Source organism: Streptomyces diacarni (assembly GCF_003323715.1).
In the GTDB taxonomy this organism is placed as follows: Bacteria; Actinomycetota; Actinomycetes; order Streptomycetales; family Streptomycetaceae; genus Streptomyces; species Streptomyces diacarni.
Genome location: NZ_QOIN01000057.1, coordinates 36,745 through 53,158, shown reverse-complemented (window position 1 = coordinate 53,158; position 16,414 = coordinate 36,745). Strand labels below are relative to the sequence as shown.

The following is a 16,414-nucleotide window of genomic DNA, read 5'->3' as shown; positions in this document are numbered from 1 at the left end:
AAGGGCGCGGACCTCCGGTTTCGGAGGCCCGCGCCCGGGGGGAGTCCCTTGCGGCGGGAGAGGGGGAGGAGAGAAGGGAAGAGGAGAGGAGCGGAGGGGAGGGGAGGGGAGGGGAGGGGGGAGCGGCGCGGCAGCGCGCCTGGTTCAGCCGCCGTCCTCCACGCGTTCGCGCCGCCCCTCGCTCCGGCGCGCACTCGGCAGCAGCCGTTTCAGCCACGGCCAGGCGAGGAGGACGACGATGATCGCGTAGACGGTCACCGCGAAGGGCGTGTTGACCAGCCCCGTGACGCTGCCGTCGCTGATCTGCAGCGCCCTGCGCAGCTGTTGCTCGGCGTTGGGGCCGAGGATGACGCCGATGATGGCGGGCAGGACGGGCAGCCCGTAGCGGCGCATCATGAGTCCGATGAGGCCGATGATCAGCAGGATGACGAGGTCGATCGCCTCACCGCCCACCGCGTAGGCGCCGACGGCTGCGAAGAAGAGGATGCCCGCGTACAGGTAGGGCCGCGGGACGCGCAGGAGCTTCGACCAGACGGGGGCGAGCGGCAGGTTGAGGACGAGCAGCATCACCATGCCGACGAACAGCGAGGCGATCAGGCCCCACACCAGCTCGGGTTCGCGTTCGAACAGCAGCGGTCCCGGCTGGATGCCGTACTGCTGGAAGGCGGCGAGCATCACGGCCGCGACGGCCGTGGTGGGCAGGCCGAGTGTCAGCATGGAGACCAGCGTGCCCGCGGCCGAGGCGGAGGCCGCCGACTCGGGTCCGGCGACGCCCTCGATGGCGCCCTTGCCGAACTCCTGCTTGTTCTTCGAGAGGCGCTTCTCGGTGATGTAGGAGAGGAACGTGGGGATCTCCGCGCCGCCTGCCGGGATGGCGCCGAAGGGGAAGCCGATGACGGGCCCGCGCAGCCACGGCTTCCAGGTGCGCCGCAGCTCGTGGCGGCCCAGCCACGGGCGGCCGACGGGGATGGCGCCTTGTCCGCCGCGCCGCAGGTGGGCTGCCACCCACAGGGCCTCTCCGATGGCGAAGAGGCCGACGGCGACGATCACCACGTCGATGCCGTCGGAGAGTTGGAGGCTGCCGAACGTCAGCCGCTGCTGGCCCGTCATCTGGTCGAGGCCGACCAGTCCGATGGTCAGTCCGATCAGCAGGGAGGCGAAGCCGCGCACGCGGGAGGAGCCGAGGACGGAGGTGACGGCGATGAAGGCCAGCACCATGATGGCGAAGTAGTCGGGGGCGCCGATGTCCACGGCCAGGTCCGCGACGGTCGGCGCGAGGACGACCAGCAGGGTCGTACCGATCATGCCGCCCGCGAAGTGGCCGACGGCCGCCGCCGCCAGCGCCTGGGAGCCGCGCCCCGATTTGGCCATCGGATTGCCTTCGATGGCGGCGATCACGGCGGCGCTCTCGCCTGGGGTGTTGAGCAGGATCGACGTGGTCGAGCCGCCGAACATGCCGCCGTAGTAGATGCCGGCGAACATGATGAAGGCGGCTGTCGGATCGAGCCCGTAGGTGACGGGCAGCAGCAGGGCGACGGCCATGGCGGGCCCGATGCCGGGCAGGACGCCGATGGCGGTGCCCAACAGGACGCCGGTGGCGGCCCACAGCAGGTTGAGCGGGGTGAGCGCGGTACCGAAACCGTCGATCAGGGAGCTCGCCGAGCTCGCCGAGAGCATGACATCCATCGGTTACACCACTCCCATCAGCGGTCCGCCCGGCAGTTGCACGCCGAGGAGCGTGTGGAAGACGACGTAGGTGGCCACCGAGAGGCCGGCCGCGATCAGGGGGTCGCGGGTGAGCGTGTGGGTGCGGCTGCCCAGCGCGTACGCCGACCCCCAGAACAGCAGTGCCCCGGACAGGGGGAAGCCGAGCGGGTCGATCAGGGCGGCGAACGCGAGGAAGACGCCCGCGAGCAGGGCCACCGTCCGCCAGTCGCCGGGTTCGCTCAGATCCACGTCCTCGCCGCCCTCGGCCTCGCCGCGCCCGCCGCGCAGCACGTCCACCGCGAGCAGCACGGCGACGACCAGCAGCGCGATCCCGACGATCAGCGGGACGGTGCGAGGGCCGACGGGCCCGCGTACGGAGGCGACGGTCTCCATCGTGACCGCGTCCACCAGCACGAGCACGCCGACGGCCAGCAGCAGGGCGCAGACGCCGAGCTCGGAGTAGGCGCGCAGCCCCGTGGGCCGTTCGGCGGGGGGAGGGGGCGCGGCGGAAGCGTCCGCGGGGGGTGGGGTCTCGGGCGTGCTCACCGGCCCAGCTCCTTCAGTACCGTGTCGACGCGCTCGTCCTCGCTCTTGAGGAAGCGGCCGTACTTCTCACCGGGCAGCCAGGCGTCGTCCCAGCCGTTGGTGCGCAGCGACTCCTTCCACTCCTTCGAGTGGCGCAGTTCGCGCACGAAGCGGATCAGCTTGTCGCGCTGTGCTTCGGACAGGCCGGGCGGGGCCATCAAGCCGCGCCAGTTGGTGAACTCCACGTCGAGACCGGACTCCTTGAGGGTGGGCGCGTCGAAGCCCCTGACCCGCTCGGGGCCGGTGACGGCGAGCAGCCGCAGTTCGCCCGACTCGATCTGGTCCCGGTACTCGCCGAGTCCCGAGACACCGAACTTCACCTTGCCGCCGAGGACGGAGGCCAGCAGCTCGCCACCGCCGTCGAACGGCACGTAGTTCACGGATTTCGGGTCGATGCCGGCGGCGCGGGCCATCAGCATCGGCGCCAGATGGTCCGGGCCGCCCGCGGAGGAGCCGCCGCCCACGGGAAGAGCGCCCGGATCCTTCTTCCAGTCGGCCAGCAGCTGGTCGAACGTCTTGTACTTGGACTTCTTCGGGACGACCACGATGTCCGGCTCCTCCGTCAGCCGCGCGATCGGCGTCGCGTCGGCCAGCGTGGAGGGCGCGTGGTTGGTGTGGACGGCTCCGACGACGCCGAGGCCCATGGACATGGCCAGCTTGCCGTTGCCGCGCTCGTTCACCAGGCGGGACAGGCCCACGGTGCCGCCTGCGCCGGGCAGATTGAACACCTCGATGTTGTGGTTGAGCCCGGCGTCCTCGGCGTTCTTGGCCGCGGTACGGGCCGTGATGTCGTAGCCGCCGCCGGGGGTGTTGGGCACCATGAAGCGCAGACCGGGGATGTTCGTGCCGCCCGAGGTGCCGCTGCCGGTCGTGATCAGCGGCGGTACGAGCAGCACGACCACCGCGGCTGCCAGGGGGGAGAGCAGGGCGCGCGTGCGCACGCGGGGACACCGCCTTTCCGGGGCAGTCCGCAGGGACGGGGGTGACCCGCCGCCGGCCCGGTGCTGAGGGGGACGTCCGGACCGGCGGCGGCGGGGGAAGCCCACATGCTGCCCGCCCGCCACGGCGGTGTCTGCCCTTCGGCGGCAAGAAAAGTATTGGTCGTTGTGGTCGTTGTGGTCGCGACCGCGGGATGTCCGCGGCTGCCCGGTTACCGGCTGACTTGTGCGCCGCAGCAGGCGTCGTCCACCGAGGCGTAGGCGGGCAGCCGGTGCTCCAGCTCCAACTGGCGCAGCAGCCTGCCGACCGGCACGTGCGCGCACACCAGCACGAGCGAGCCGTCCCGGGACAGCGCCCTTCCGCGGGCCCGCATCAGGACGCGGACCACGGAGCAGTCCAGGAACGTCACCTTCCGCATGTCCAGCACGACGCGGGGCGGCCCCGGGGGCCCGAACGCCCGCACCAGGTCGGTCTCCAGCTCGGGCAGCGTGGCGATGTCCAGCTCGCCCCTCGCGCGTACGATCCGGAACCGGGTGGGCTCCGGGGCGTCGGGGCGGGGGACGGCGACCATGAATGACCCCTTCCGCTGCGGGTGGCACGGTGGTGCGACACGACGGCGATTTCCTCGGCGATTCCCTCGTTCGGCCGGGGTCCGGGGCCGAACGAGTGCACTCTAGGCACGCCTCGTGGGGGTTGGGGCGTGAGTGCGGATATCGAACCCTTCAGTGCCTTGATCTCACCCTTACGAGTGACATGGGGGTCGGCGGTTTTCCCTGGGCCCTCCCGCGCCTCCTGCGCCCCGCGCATGTCCCGCACGCGGAAGGGGCAGTGCATGAGGGATGCGACAGGGACGGGAACAGGCGCGGGACGCGCGAGAGGCCGAGGCGCTGGCCGCACACTTCGGACTGGAGCCGCTGCCCCGCGAAGGCGGCCGGTTCCGCCGACTGTGGGCAGGACCGCGGCGCGGCGACGGGCGGCCCGAGGGGTCGGCGATCGTGATGCTGCTGACCGCCGCGCAGGACGACTACTGCGCCCTGCACCGGCTGCCCGACGACGAGATCTGGCACCACTACCTCGGCGACCCCCTCGAACTGCTCCTCCTCGCACCCGACGGCACGGCGCGCAGCCCCGTGCTCGGCCCCGACGTGCTCGGCGCAGGACACCACGTGCAGCTCACCGTGGCGGCCGGGACGTGGATGGGCGCGCAGGTCGCGGCGGGCGGCGCCTGGAGTCTCTTCGGCTGCACCATGGCGCCCGGCTACACGGACGCGGGATACGAACACGGGGACGCGGAAGCGCTCGCCCTGCGGTACCCGGAACATGCCGGGGCCATCCGGAGGCTGGGCCGATGACGCGGCGGGACGAGGCGGCGACGACCGGGCCGCGGACCGACCCGGTATCCGGGCCGGGGACCGACCCGGCCTCCGGACGCCGGGCCGACCCGGCATCCGGGCCGCGGACCGTTCTGGTGACCGGTGCTTCCGGGGGCATCGGGCGCGGGATCGCGCACCGCTTCGCCGCCGCGGGCGCGGCCGTCGCCGTGCACTACCGCGGTGACGAGGCAGGCGCCCGCCGGACGGTGGCGTCCATCGAGGCGGCGGGCGGCGTCGCCCGCGCCATCCACGGAGACCTGTCCACCGAGGCGGGCTGCCGCGCGGTCGTCGGGCAGGCGGCGGAGTGGCGGCGCGACGCGGGGCTCGGCGCCGTCGTCAACAACGCCGGCACCCAGCCGGTCACTCACCTGTGCGGGATGTCCGAGCGGGAGTGGCGCGCGGTGCTCGAGCCGAACCTGCTCAGCGTCTTCGGCTGCACCCAGGCCGCCGCACCGCTGCTGGCGGACGCAGGCGGCGGCTCCGTCACCCACATCGCCTCCATCGAGGCGGCCCAGCCCGCGCCGGGCCACGCGCACTACGCCGCCTCCAAGGCCGCGATCGTCGCCCACGCGCGGGCCGCGGCCCAGGAGTACGGCCCGCTCGGAGTGCGGGTGAACACCGTCTCGCCGGGCCTGGTGTGGCGCGAGGGCATCGAGGAGCAGTGGCCCGAAGGGGTGCGGAGGTGGCGCGAGGCCGCACCTGACGGGCGCCTCGGCACGGCCGAGGAGGTGGGCGACGCCTGCGTCTTCCTCGCCTCGGCGGCCGCCCGCTGGATCAACGGGCACGATCTCGTGCTCGACGGCGGGGTGACCGCGCGCCCCTCCTGGTGAGGCCGGCGACTGCGCACGGCCGCTCAGCCCGCGTACTCGCGCAGGTGCCGGGCCGTCAGCGTGTCGGCCTCGGCGATCAGCTGTGCGGGAGGCCCCGAGTAGACGACCTCCCCGCCGTCGTGGCCGCCGCCGGGGCCCAGGTCGATGATCCAGTCCGCGTGGGCCATCACCGCCTGGTGGTGCTCGATGACGACGACCGAGTTGCCGTCCTCCACCAACTGGTCCAGGAGCGCCAGGAGCTGGTCGACATCCGCCATGTGCAGCCCCGTCGTCGGCTCGTCGAGCACGTAGGTGGCGGCCTTCTCCGCCATGTGGATCGCCAGCTTCAGACGCTGCCGCTCCCCGCCGGAGAGCGTGTTGAGCGGCTGGCCCAGGCGCAGGTAGCCGAGCCCGACGTCGGCGAGCCGGCGCAGGACCGTACTCGCCTGCCCCGTCGGGAAGAACTCCCGGGCCTCGGCGACGGACATGGCCAGCACGTCGCTGATGTTCTTGCCGCGCAGCGTGTAGCCCAGCACCTCGGGCGTGTAGCGCTTTCCCTCGCACTCCTCGCAGACGGAGGCGACCCCGGCCATCATCGCCAGGTCGGTGTAGACGAGCCCGATGCCGTTGCAGCGGGGGCAGGCGCCCGCCGAGTTGGCGGAGAACAGCGCGGCCTTGACGCCGTTGGCCTTGGCGAAGGCCGTACGGACCGGGCCCAGCAGGCCCGTGTAGGTGGCCGGGTTGCTGCGCCGGGAGCCGCGGATCGCGGACTGGTCGGCCACCAGCACGCCCTCACGGCCCGCGAGGTAGCCGTGGACGAGCGAGCTCTTGCCCGAGCCCGCCACGCCGGTGACGACGGTGAGGACACCGAGCGGTATGTCCACGTCCACGCCCTTGAGGTTGTGCAGGTCGGCGCCCCGGATCTGCACCGTGCCCTTGGGGGTGCGCACCGACTCGCGGAGCCCGGCGCGGTGGCCGAGGTGGCGCCCGGTGAGCGTGTCGGAGGCGCGCAGGCCCGCCACGTCGCCCTCGTAGCAGATCCGGCCGCCGTCACTGCCCGCGCCGGGGCCGAGGTCCACCACATGGTCGGCGATGGCGATGACCTCCGGCTTGTGCTCGACGACCAGCACCGTGTTGCCCTTGTCGCGCAGCAGGAGCAGCAGGTCGTTCATGCGCCGGATGTCGTGCGGGTGCAGGCCGATGGTGGGTTCGTCGAAGACGTAGGTGACGTCGGTGAGGCTGGAGCCCAGGTGCCGCACCATCTTCACGCGCTGCGCCTCGCCGCCCGAGAGGGTGCCGGCCGGGCGGTCGAGGCTCAGGTAGCCGAGGCCGATGTCGACCAGCGAGTCGAGGGTCTGGCACAGCGTGTCCCGCAGGGGCGCCACGGAGGTGTCGTCGACGCGGCGGACGAACCCGGCCAGGTCGCTGATCTGCATGCGGGCGCAGTCCGCGATGTTCACCCCGTCGATCGTCACCGAGAGGGCGGCCTGGCTGAGCCGGCTGCCGCCGCACGCCGGGCACGGGGCGTAGGCGACGGCCCGGTCGATGAACTCCCGGATGTGGCCCTGCATCGCCTCCCGGTCCTTGGACAGGTAGGTGCGCTGGATGCGGGTGATCACTCCGTCGTAGGTGAGGTTGGAGGTGCCGACCCTGACTTTCGTCGTCGGCTGGTACAGCAGCGCGTGCCACTCCTCCTCGGTGAAGTCGCGCACCTTCTTGTCCGGATCGAAGAACCCGGAGCCCACCACCACCTGCCAGAACCAGGTGTCGACGGCGAATCCCGGCGCGGTGATCGCTCCTTCGCGCACCGACAGCTCGCGGTTCACGACCTGGTCGGTGTCGATGGTCGTCGTCTCGCCCAGCCCCTCGCATTCGGCGCACATGCCCTCGGCGCTGTTGAAGCTGAACGCCGTGGACGTGCCGAGGTGCGGCGTCCCCACGCGGCTGTAGATGATCCGCAGCATCGTGTAGGCGTCGGTGGCCGTCCCGACGGTGGAGCGGGAGTTGGCGCCCATCCGTTCCTGGTCGACGACGATGGAGGCGCTCAGGTTCCGCAGCGCGTCCACGTCGGGGCGGCCCAGGCTCGGCATGAACGACTGCACGAACGCCGTGTACGTCTCGTTGATCAGCCGTTGCGACTCGGCCGCGACCGTCCCGAAGACCAGCGACGACTTGCCCGAGCCCGAGACCCCGGTGAAGACGGTCAGCCTGCGTTTGGGGAGGGCGACGGAGACGTCCGCGAGATTGTTCTCCCGGGCGCCGCGCACCTCGATGACGTCGTGGCTGTCGGCTTTCGTGGCCGGTGCGTTCTCGACGGGCATGGACGGCTCTCCTCGACTCCTGTCCGGGCACGGCGGCGCACGGACACCCCTCCTGAAGCGATCGGCTCTCAGCCTAGGTGCCGGGTACGACAACGGGCGCCGCTCACGCCCCGCAGAGCTTCTCGGGCCCTCACCAACCCGTCAGCAGCACGTGGTTGACGAGCAGGGCCACGGCCGCCTGTGCGGCGAGCCACCAGCGGGCTCCCGCCCGCGGCAGGAGAGCCGCGGCGGGCAGCAGCCAGGTGAGGAAGGGCAGCCAGATGCGCTCCGTCTCGGCCTTGCTCATGCCGGACAGGTCGGCGACGACGACGGTGAGCGCGGCCGCCAGCACGAGTGCGACGAGCCGGCTTCGGCCGTCGGGCCGTTGCCGGACGTCGGGCCGTTGCCGGACGTCGGCCGGGTCCGGGCTCTCGGGGCGGCCGGCTCGCCGCGCCCTCAGGCGACCGATCGTTTCCCGCCCCGTGGCGGCTCCACGCACCAGTGCGCGTCGTACGCCCGCGAGCGCCGCGGGCCCGGCGACGGTGACCGCGCAGGCCAGGTTTCCCCACACCCAGTAGCTGTAGGGGCGGATGCCCGCCGCGCCCTGGTAGTAGCGCTCGGTCAGCAGGTGGTAGGCCTCCCACCAGTTGAAACCGGCCAGAGTGAACGCGGCGGCGACCACGGCGACACCGGCCAGCACGTAGGGCAGGGGCCGCAGCGTGCGTGCCAGCACGAGGACGGTGAGGCCGAGCAGGGCGCACAGGGTGAGCCCGTAGGACAGGTAGCACAGGAGGCCGAAAAGGAGCCCGGAGCCCAGAGCGGCGGCCCAGGGCACGCGGACCGTGCGGGTGGCTGCCAGCGCGAGCAGGGCGAGCGCCCACGCGGCGACGGCGGTGAAGTAGCCGTCCGCCGACACACCGACCCACACGGCGGTGGGTGCCAGCACCAGGAACGGGGCCGCCCTGCGGGCGTGTTCCTCGTCCGTCAGCGCGCGCAGGGCCACCAGGAGGGCCGCGGCGGCTGACGCCCCGACGGTGATGACGAAGGCCGACGCCCAGGGGCCGCCTCCCAGGCCAAGGCGGTCCAGCCCGACGAAGGTGAGGACGGCGCCGGGCGGGTGGCCCGCCACGTGCGGCACCCAGTTGTCGGCAGAGTGCAGCAGGATGTGGTCGGTGAACGTGCGCAGCGCCGCGCCCACGTCGTCGAAGCGGTCGATCTCCTGGAGGTACTCGTAGGCGGAGGTGAGCTGGTTCTCCACCCCTCTGTGCCAGCCGTCCACCAGGGCGAGCGACCAGATCCACGCCATGGAGGCACCCCACGCCGCCGGGGGCAGCCACCGCCACGGCAGCCGTGCCGCCACCGTCCGCCCGTGCACCACGACGGCCGCGGCGATCAGCAGGGCGAAGGGGGTGCCCGGGCCGACGTGGGGGTCGAGTTCGGCGTAGAAGGGCGGCCAGTGCACCCGCAGGGTGCCGTGCTCGCGTTCGATGGCCGATCCGATGACGACGGCAGTGGAGACCAGCGCGACCGCGGCCAGTACGGCCAGCAGGTCGAGCACCGGGCCGCGGCGCCGCGTCTTTCGCCCGTCCGATGCCTCACTGGGCCCGCGTCCGCCGGCGGCCGACCGGTCTGCGGACGATGGTGAAGGGGCGGTCGTTTGCGCGGGGGCGTGCAGGTCCGAGGGAGCGTCCGGGTCCGAGGGAGCGTCCGGGGACGGGGGAGTGTCCGGGGCAGAGGGGGCGGGCGGTTGCGGGGGCGCGCCCGCGTGTCCTTCGCGCTGGCGGGGTGCGCGGCCGTCCGGCCGGTGGCCGGGGCCGTGGGGGCGTGCGGAGAAGGGTTCTGGTGCCACAGGTGCACGTTAGGCCGCCCGGGGGCGCATGCGGGTCATCGGGCGAGGACGTCAGCGTTTCGTCATGCCTTCCCCGCCCCCACGGGACCGCACCGGCGCATACGGTCGCCGCATGGGTGATCACAGCATCGCTGCCGGCCCACCGCCGGACGAGCGGCCTCCTCCGCGCGGCTCCTCGCCGCCGAGGGGAGGCCGCACGGCACCGCGGCTCCCCTCGGACGCCGGCTTCTGGCGCAGCCCGCTGCGCGGCCCGTGGCTCACGGCGCTGCTCGGCGTCGTCCTGCTGGTGGGCATCACCGTGGTGTTCGTCACGGGGCTGCTCTCCTACGCCGCCTACAACCCGGATCTGGCCCCCGCCAACGACCAGACGCCCGAGCGGGGCCTGCTCGGCTTCTACCTGTTCGCCTGGCCCACCGATCCGCACTGGCTCTACCGGCTCACCCAGGGCCTGCACGTCACCGTCGGTGTGGTGCTGGTGCCGGTGCTGTTGGCGAAGCTGTGGTCGGTCGTCCCGAAACTGTTCACCCTGCCGCCGGCCCGTTCGGCCGCGCACGCGCTGGAACGGGTCTCGCTGCTGCTGCTCGTCGGCGGCGTGCTGTTCGAGTTCGTGACCGGGCTGCTGAACGTCCAGCTCGACTACCTCTTCCCCGGCTCGTTCTACCCGCTGCACTTCTACGGGGCGTGGGTGTTCGCCGCCGCCTTCGCGGTGCACGTCGCCCTGCGGCTGCCCAAGGCCGTACGGGTGCTGCGGGCGGGAGCACCGGACGACCTGGCCTCCGGCCGCAGGAGGCGTCCCGCGGCGGCCGTGCGTGAGCCCGACAGGGAGACCGGGCTGGTCGCCCCCGAGCCTGCCGGGCCCACCCTCTCGCGGCGCGGTGCGCTCGGTGTGGTGGGCGGCGGCTCCGTGCTGCTGCTGGGGGTGACGGTCGGCCAGAACCTCGACGGTCCCCTCCGCCGTACGGCTCTGCTGGCGCCGCACGGCGGTACGGAACCCGGAAGCGGGGCCAACGCCTTTCAGATCAACAAGACGGCCGGCGCGGTCGGTGTCACCGCGGAGGAGACCGGCGACGGCTGGCGGCTGACCGTCGAGGGCGCGGACGGGCGCAAACGGCGTTACTCGCGCGCCCAGTTGCTCGCCATGCCGCAGCACACCGCGGCCCTGCCCATCGCCTGCGTGGAGGGCTGGTCCACCTCCGACCAGCACTGGAGCGGCGTACGCCTGCGCGACCTCGCGGAGCTGGCCGGGTACGACCCGAGGGAGGGGCTCCCTGGCGTGTTCGTCTCCTCCCTGCAGCGCTCCGGCGCGTTCCGGCAGGCCGCACTGCGCGACAACCAGGTGCGCGATCCGCGCTCCCTGCTGGCGCTCCGGGTGGGTGGTGAGGAGCTCTCGCTGGACCACGGTTATCCGGCCCGTGTCATCGTTCCGGCCGCCCCGGGCGTGCACAACACCAAGTGGGTGTCCCAGTTGTCCTTCGGAGCCGACCGATGAGCGAACCGCCTAGCGAGTCCCAGAGCGGACCCGAGGACGAACCGGTCGACGGCAGCAGCCCGCCACCGACCGGCGGTACGCCGCCACCGACCGGCGGTACGCCGCCACCGACCGGCGGTACGCCGCCACCGATCGGCGGTCCGTCGGCACCGGCGGAGGGCACCTCGTCCGGCGGCGTCACCCCCTCAACCGGTGACGACTCTCAGAGGCGTCAGGGGCGGGGCCGTGGAAAGCCGTCGGGCCCCGCCGCCGGGGGGCGGATGGAGGCCGGGCCCGCGCGGGGCGCCGGACGGCTGCGCCGTCGCCTCGGCAGCCCGTTGCAGAGCGTCCTGCTGCTGGCGTCGTTCGTGCTCGCCGGTTACGCGGGGACACGGCTGCCGACCGACGACTGGCTGGGCGTCGCCGTCTGGTTCGTCGGCGCGGCTCTGCTGCACGACCTGGTGCTGCTGCCGCTGTACTCGTTCGCCGACCGGCTGCCCCGGCTCGCCGGCCGGTACGTCAACCACCTGCGCGTCCCGGCCCTGTTGTCGCTGCTGCTGCTTCTGGTGTGGCTGCCACTGATCTGGGGGCCGCCCGACCGGTACGCGAAAACCACCGGACGGCCGGAGGGCACCACCCACTACGCACTCCACTGGCTGTGGCTCACCGTCGGGCTCTTCGCCGTCTCCGCACTGTGGCTGGCCGTGCGGACCGCCGGCAAGGCGGTTCAGGAGCGCCGCAGGGCGAGGAACGACCGTTCGCCGGACTCCCACTGAGCGGCCCGGGACCACCCGGCGTGCGCGGCGTACCGCAGGAGCGCCGGCGCGCCCACCCGCGCCCAGGGGAAGGACTGCCCGACAGGCTCGCCGGCGCCCCTCCCGTCGTCGATGCGTACCTCCACCCGCTCGTCCACGTCCACGGGAGCGGCCTCGGCCAGCAGCAGTCCCTCGGGCGCGAGCAGTTCGCCGCACCGCTCCAGCAGCGCGCCGGGACGGCCACCGATGCCGATGTTGCCGTCCAGCAGCAGGACGCTGCCCCAGCGGCCCTCCCCGGGGAGGGCCTCGAAGACGGAACGGCACAGCGCGGTGGCGCCCAGGCCGACCGTGCGGGTGACCGCCTCCTGGCTGACGTCGATACCCAGCGCCCTGCTGCCCAACTCGGACAGCGCCGCCACCAGCCGCCCCGGACCGCAGCCGACATCCAGCACGGAGCCCTCGCACAGCCGCAGCACCGACATGTCGGCGGCGTCCGCGCTCGCGCACCAGCGCTCGACGTCCAAAGGGAGCAGCCAGCCGTCGGACCGCCGCAGGAAGAGCGGCCCGTGTCCGCTGCGCAGCGCGTCGGTGTAGGGATCGGCGCTCCAGCAGGGGCGGATGCCGCAGGCAGCGGCGGACTCCGGGGCACCCGTGGCGGGATCGGAGGGCTGGTCGGACGCGGTCGGCTGGTGCGGCGGCCGGCGGGGTGTCGGGGTCTGCTGCCGGGTCGTGTCGGTGGGCGCCGTCATCGGGTGGCCGTTCCGGGGGAGGGGGAGGTTTCCTGGGACCCTGCGGACGCCGACGAGGACTCCTGTCCGGCACCCTGTCCGGCCTCCTGCGCGCCCGCCTGCCGGGGGACGAGGGGACCGATCCTGGCGACGGCGGCGGCGAACCGGCCCTCCGGGGCCTGAGTCGCCACCTGCACGGCGTCCTGCGCCGTGTCCACGTCGCGCAGTGAAGGGAGGTGACGGACTCGCAGGCCCGCGTCCGTCAGCCGGTCGAGCTGCGCCTGTCCGGTCACCGGGGTGGACATGGGCACGCCCCGCAGGAGCGCGGGCTCCGGACGGGCCAGGCCCAGTGCCCAGAAGCCGCCGTCGGCCGCCGGGCCGAACCACGCGTCGCACTCCTGCCAGCCGTCGGGCCCCAGGACGGGCGCCAGCAGCGCGGGTGTCAGCTGGGGGGTGTCCATGCCGACCAGCAGCGCGGGCCCCTCGCCAACGCCGTCGAACGCGGCGGCCAGCCGCTCGTCCAGCCCGCCCGCGCACTGGGGCACGACGTCGAAGCCGGACGGCAGCCACTCACCGGGCCGCCCGGACAGGACGAGAACGCGGCGCCTGGCGGGCATCGCCGCGACCGCCGCCAACGTGTCGTGCAGCGCGGCCTGCGCGAGCCCGGCCGCCTGCTGGGGGGTGCACGGCGGGCACAGACGTGTCTTGACGCGTCCCGGCACCGGCTCCTTGGCGATGACGAGCAGCGTGGTCTCCCCCTCGCGGGGCGGCTGCGCGTGCGCATCGGTCATCGGGCGGCCCCCTCGGTGGTGAACGGCGGGCGCGACGGGCCAGGACCCGTCGGCGTGCCCGGGCTCGTCGACCCGGACGGACTCGTCGACCCGGACGGGCTCGTCGACCGGGACGGACTCGTCGGGGCCGCCGGCGCGGATGGTGCGGGTGGTTCGGGTGGTGCGTTGAGGACGGCGCGCATGTCGCGTACGGCGTGCCAGGTGCCCCGCCAGGTGCCGGTGACCTTCGACTTGCCGGCGCGAGGCCGGTAGGGCACGTCCCGTTCCTCTACCCGCCACCCGGCGTCGGCGGCCCTGACGACCATCTGGAGCGGGTAGCCGCTGCGCCGGTCGGTCAGACCGAGGGCCAGCAGGTCCGCGCGGCGGGCGGCGCGCATCGGCCCCAGATCGTGCAGGCGCAGTCCGGTCCGGCTGCGCAGCATGCGGGAGAGCGCCAGGTTGCCCGCGCGGGCGTGCGCGGGCCACGCGCCGCGCGTCTGCGGGCGTCTGCGCCCCAGGACGAGATCGCTGCGCCCCTCGCGCACGGCCGCCACGAACGGCTCCAGGAGGGAGGGGTCGAGGGAGGCGTCGCAGTCGCAGAAACAGACGATGTCCGCCTCGGCCGCCGTCAGCCCCGCGTGGCAGGCGGCTCCGAAGCCGCGCCGCTCCTCCCTGACGACCGTGGCGCCCCGCTGCCGTGCGACGGCCGCCGAACCGTCCGTGGAGCCGTTGTCGACGACGATCGCCCGCCAGCCGGACGGGATCCGCTCCAGCACCCAGGGCACGGCCTGTTCCTCGTCGAGACAGGGAAGGACGACATCGACGGCGGGCACGGGCACGGCCTCCTCCGGGTGGTTCGGTCCGGGTGCGGACCCGGTTTCGAGGGCGGACACGGACGTGGGCCCGGACGTCGTCCCCGGGGGCGGGGCGGCGTCCGGCTGGGGATCGGTCACGCGGGACACCCTACGGAGCAGAAAGCGACATTCCGGGCTTCGTGTCCTTACGAAACACGGACATCGCCCGTCTCCGTCAACCGCCCGCCTGCTACGTCCGCCCCTGCGGTGCCACCCTGAGCACATGCAGACACCACCTTCCGGCCACGTCCTGGTGGTCGACGACGACCCGACCGTCGCCGAGGTCGTCGCCGGGTACCTCGATCGGGCCGGTCACACCGTCGACCGTGCCGAGACCGGCCCCGAGGCGCTGGAGAGGGCCGCGGCGCGCCGCCCCGATCTCGTCGTGCTCGACCTGATGCTGCCCGGGATGGACGGCCTGGAGGTCTGCCGCCGGCTGCGGGAGAAGGGTCCGGTGCCCGTCATCATGCTGACCGCGCTCGGCGACGAGAACGACCGCGTCCTCGGCCTGGAGGTGGGTGCGGACGACTACGTGACCAAGCCCTTCAGCCCCCGCGAACTGGTGCTGCGCGTCGAGTCGGTGCTGCGGCGCAGCAGGGGCGCGGGCGGCGGCGCGGGAGAGCCGGCGCGCGCCGGTCAGGCGGGGGTCACCGGTCAGGCGGGGGACACCGGTCAGGCCGCTGCGGCCGTGGAGTCCGCGCGCGCCGAGGCACCTGTGCGGGTCGCGGAGCTGACCGTCGATCCGCGCGCTCGGCTGGCCGCCAAGGGCGACACCGAGCTCAACCTGACCGTACGGGAGTTCGACCTGCTCGCGCACCTGCTGCGGCATCCGGCCCGCGCCTTCACCCGCGAGGAGCTGATGCGCGAGGTGTGGGGCTGGGACTTCGGCGACCTGTCGACCGTCACCGTCCACGTCCGCCGCCTGCGCGCCAAGATCGAGGACGATCCGGCCCGCCCCCGGCTCATCCAGACGGTGTGGGGCGTGGGCTACCGCCTCGCCTCCGGCGACCACCCGGCTACGGATGCCCGCCAGGCCACCGGAGACGCGGCCACCGGACCAGCCCCCCAGGACGCGGCGTCCCGTCAGGCCTCCCAGGACGCGGGCCCCGCCGGAGCCCGGGAGGGCTGAGACGACGTGCACGACATGCTGCTGATCGCCCTGTTCGCCTTCCTCGGCGCCGCCGCCGCGGGGGTGCTCGGCGCGCTGGCGCTGCGCGCGCTGCGGCACCGTTCGCTGATCGTCTCGCTGACGGTCGTCTCCACGGTCACCGTGGTCGCCATGTTCTCCGGAACGCTCGCCGTCGCCTGGGCCATGTTCCTCTCCCGCCACGACCTGTTCGTCATCACGACCGTCGTCGCCATGGCGGCCGTCGTCTCGCTGGCGACCGCGCTGCTGCTCGGCCGCTGGGTCGTCGCGCGCAGCAACGCGCTCACCGCGGCGGCCCGCTCCTTCGGCGACGGCGGCCGCTTCCCCACGCCCCGCGAGGGCGCCGACGACGATCCGGCCGAGCTCGCGGCGCTCACCCGCGAACTCGCCGCCACCAGCGAGAAACTGGCCGCCTCCCGCGACCGCGAGCGCGCTCTGGAGAGCTCACGGCGCGAGTTGGTCGCCTGGATCTCGCACGACCTGCGGACACCGCTCGCGGGTCTGCGCGCCATGTCCGAGGCGCTGGAGGACGGCATGGTGGAGGACACCGGGCGCTGCCTGCGGCAGATCCGTGCCGAGGTCGAGCGGCTCAACTCCATGGTCGGCGACCTGTTCGAGCTGTCCCGCATCCACGCGGGCGCGCTGTCGCTGACGACCCACCAGGTGGCCGTGGACGCACTCGTCGAGGAGGCGCTGGCGGGCGCCGACCCGCTCGCCCGCAAGAGCGGGGTCCGGCTCGTGGGGGACGCGGTGGCCGCCGTCCCCGTCGAGGTGGACCCGGGCGAGATGACCAGGGTCCTGGGCAATCTGCTCGTCAACGCCATCCGCCGCACCCCGGCTGACGGCACGGTGGCGGTGCACGCCCGCGGTACGGACGAGGCGGTCGTCCTCTCGGTGACGGACGGCTGCGGCGGCATCCCCGAGGAGGACCTGCCCCGCGTCTTCGACACCGGCTGGCGGGGCACCCACGCCCGCACGCCGCCGGGCGCGGGGCTCGGGCTCGCCATCGTGCGGGGCATCGTCGAGGCCCACCACGGCTCGGCGGCGGTCCGCAACGTCACCGGCGGCTGCTGCTTCGAGCTGACGATCCCGGTCACCCAGGTCGGCTGACCGGCGGCGGACCCCTCGTG

At 73.6% G+C, this 16,414-nt stretch carries 15 protein-coding genes; 6 read left to right on the top strand and 9 right to left on the bottom strand.

Annotated elements, in window-relative coordinates; translation table 11 throughout:
- Window positions 1–144 precede the first annotated feature (144 nt).
- The 4 genes from DTL70_RS28135 to DTL70_RS28120 all read right to left on the bottom strand — a co-directional run bounded on the left by DTL70_RS28135 (window position 145) and on the right by DTL70_RS28120 (window position 3,802).
- A complete protein-coding gene (locus DTL70_RS28135; RefSeq protein WP_114024842.1) occupies window positions 145–1,677 on the bottom strand; it encodes a tripartite tricarboxylate transporter permease in 1,533 nt (510 codons plus the stop codon).
- A gap of 12 nt (window positions 1,678–1,689) precedes the next feature.
- On the bottom strand, window positions 1,690–2,253 hold the full coding sequence (locus tag DTL70_RS28130; RefSeq protein ID WP_114024824.1) for a tripartite tricarboxylate transporter TctB family protein: 564 nt from the start codon (window positions 2,251–2,253) through the stop codon (window positions 1,690–1,692).
- Window positions 2,250–3,233 (bottom strand): Bug family tripartite tricarboxylate transporter substrate binding protein, encoded by a 984-nt coding sequence (locus DTL70_RS28125; RefSeq protein WP_114024823.1) that lies wholly within the window; start codon window positions 3,231–3,233, stop codon window positions 2,250–2,252. Before DTL70_RS28125 ends, DTL70_RS28130 begins: the two co-directional genes overlap by 4 nt.
- Before the next feature lie 209 nt (window positions 3,234–3,442).
- Window positions 3,443–3,802: an STAS domain-containing protein gene (locus tag DTL70_RS28120; protein WP_114024822.1), complete on the bottom strand. Its 360-nt coding sequence runs from the start codon at window positions 3,800–3,802 to the stop codon at window positions 3,443–3,445.
- A 268-nt stretch (window positions 3,803–4,070) separates the two neighbouring features.
- Between DTL70_RS28120 and DTL70_RS28115 the strand changes: the two genes are divergently transcribed.
- Complete coding sequence (locus tag DTL70_RS28115) at window positions 4,071–4,583, top strand: cupin domain-containing protein (protein ID WP_114024821.1); 513 nt, start codon at window positions 4,071–4,073, stop codon at window positions 4,581–4,583.
- Window positions 4,580–5,434, top strand: coding sequence for an SDR family NAD(P)-dependent oxidoreductase (locus tag DTL70_RS28110; RefSeq protein WP_114024820.1), 855 nt, complete (start codon window positions 4,580–4,582; stop codon window positions 5,432–5,434). The genes DTL70_RS28115 and DTL70_RS28110 overlap by 4 nt, the downstream gene beginning before the upstream one ends.
- A gap of 23 nt (window positions 5,435–5,457) precedes the next feature.
- Here DTL70_RS28110 and DTL70_RS28105 read toward each other — a convergent pair whose 3' ends face one another.
- Together DTL70_RS28105 and DTL70_RS28100 are read right to left on the bottom strand one after the other, a co-directional pair.
- Entirely contained in the window at window positions 5,458–7,734 is a 2,277-nt protein-coding gene (locus DTL70_RS28105) for an ATP-binding cassette domain-containing protein (RefSeq protein ID WP_114024819.1), read from the bottom strand.
- Between the two features lie 130 nt (window positions 7,735–7,864).
- Window positions 7,865–9,271: a hypothetical protein gene (locus DTL70_RS28100; RefSeq protein WP_245979894.1), complete on the bottom strand. Its 1,407-nt coding sequence runs from the start codon at window positions 9,269–9,271 to the stop codon at window positions 7,865–7,867.
- 403 nt (window positions 9,272–9,674) lie between these two features.
- On the opposite strand from DTL70_RS28100, the gene DTL70_RS28095 reads away from it, so the two are divergent.
- Together DTL70_RS28095 and DTL70_RS28085 are read left to right on the top strand one after the other, a co-directional pair.
- Complete coding sequence (locus tag DTL70_RS28095) at window positions 9,675–11,051, top strand: molybdopterin-dependent oxidoreductase (RefSeq protein ID WP_114024818.1); 1,377 nt, start codon at window positions 9,675–9,677, stop codon at window positions 11,049–11,051.
- Window positions 11,048–11,806, top strand: a complete 759-nt coding sequence (locus DTL70_RS28085; protein WP_342776516.1) for a hypothetical protein — start codon at window positions 11,048–11,050, stop codon at window positions 11,804–11,806. Before DTL70_RS28095 ends, DTL70_RS28085 begins: the two co-directional genes overlap by 4 nt.
- On the opposite strand, the gene DTL70_RS28080 is transcribed toward DTL70_RS28085, so the two are convergent.
- From DTL70_RS28080 to DTL70_RS28070, 3 genes are all read right to left on the bottom strand, one after another.
- Window positions 11,758–12,267 (bottom strand): class I SAM-dependent methyltransferase, encoded by a 510-nt coding sequence (locus tag DTL70_RS28080; RefSeq protein WP_425470416.1) that lies wholly within the window; start codon window positions 12,265–12,267, stop codon window positions 11,758–11,760. The two genes, DTL70_RS28085 and DTL70_RS28080, sit on opposite strands and share 49 nt — an antisense overlap.
- Window positions 12,268–12,530: 263 nt before the next feature.
- Window positions 12,531–13,304, bottom strand: coding sequence for a TIGR04282 family arsenosugar biosynthesis glycosyltransferase (locus DTL70_RS28075; RefSeq protein WP_114024814.1), 774 nt, complete (start codon window positions 13,302–13,304; stop codon window positions 12,531–12,533).
- Window positions 13,301–14,116, bottom strand: a complete 816-nt coding sequence (locus DTL70_RS28070; RefSeq protein ID WP_181861119.1) for a glycosyltransferase family 2 protein — start codon at window positions 14,114–14,116, stop codon at window positions 13,301–13,303. Before DTL70_RS28070 ends, DTL70_RS28075 begins: the two co-directional genes overlap by 4 nt.
- A gap of 244 nt (window positions 14,117–14,360) precedes the next feature.
- Here DTL70_RS28070 and DTL70_RS28065 point away from each other — a divergent pair, with 244 nt between their 5' ends.
- Together DTL70_RS28065 and DTL70_RS28060 are read left to right on the top strand one after the other, a co-directional pair.
- Window positions 14,361–15,266, top strand: a complete 906-nt coding sequence (locus DTL70_RS28065) for a response regulator transcription factor (protein WP_114024813.1) — start codon at window positions 14,361–14,363, stop codon at window positions 15,264–15,266.
- 6 nt (window positions 15,267–15,272) lie between these two features.
- Complete coding sequence (locus DTL70_RS28060; protein WP_114024812.1) at window positions 15,273–16,394, top strand: sensor histidine kinase; 1,122 nt, start codon at window positions 15,273–15,275, stop codon at window positions 16,392–16,394.
- Window positions 16,395–16,414: the final 20 nt, after the last annotated feature.

Coding starts and splice junctions, on each gene's coding strand:
- DTL70_RS28135 (WP_114024842.1), bottom strand. CDS start 1,677: ATGCTCTCGGCGAGCTCGGCGAGCTCCCTGATCGACGGTTTCGGTACC.
- DTL70_RS28120 (WP_114024822.1), bottom strand. CDS start 3,802: ATGGTCGCCGTCCCCCGCCCCGACGCCCCGGAGCCCACCCGGTTCCGG.
- DTL70_RS28115 (WP_114024821.1), top strand. CDS start 4,071: ATGCGACAGGGACGGGAACAGGCGCGGGACGCGCGAGAGGCCGAGGCG.
- DTL70_RS28110 (WP_114024820.1), top strand. CDS start 4,580: ATGACGCGGCGGGACGAGGCGGCGACGACCGGGCCGCGGACCGACCCG.
- DTL70_RS28105 (WP_114024819.1), bottom strand. CDS start 7,734: ATGCCCGTCGAGAACGCACCGGCCACGAAAGCCGACAGCCACGACGTC.
- DTL70_RS28095 (WP_114024818.1), top strand. CDS start 9,675: ATGGGTGATCACAGCATCGCTGCCGGCCCACCGCCGGACGAGCGGCCT.
- DTL70_RS28085 (WP_342776516.1), top strand. CDS start 11,048: ATGAGCGAACCGCCTAGCGAGTCCCAGAGCGGACCCGAGGACGAACCG.
- DTL70_RS28080 (WP_425470416.1), bottom strand. CDS start 12,267: ATGTCGGTGCTGCGGCTGTGCGAGGGCTCCGTGCTGGATGTCGGCTGC.
- DTL70_RS28075 (WP_114024814.1), bottom strand. CDS start 13,304: ATGACCGATGCGCACGCGCAGCCGCCCCGCGAGGGGGAGACCACGCTG.
- DTL70_RS28065 (WP_114024813.1), top strand. CDS start 14,361: ATGCAGACACCACCTTCCGGCCACGTCCTGGTGGTCGACGACGACCCG.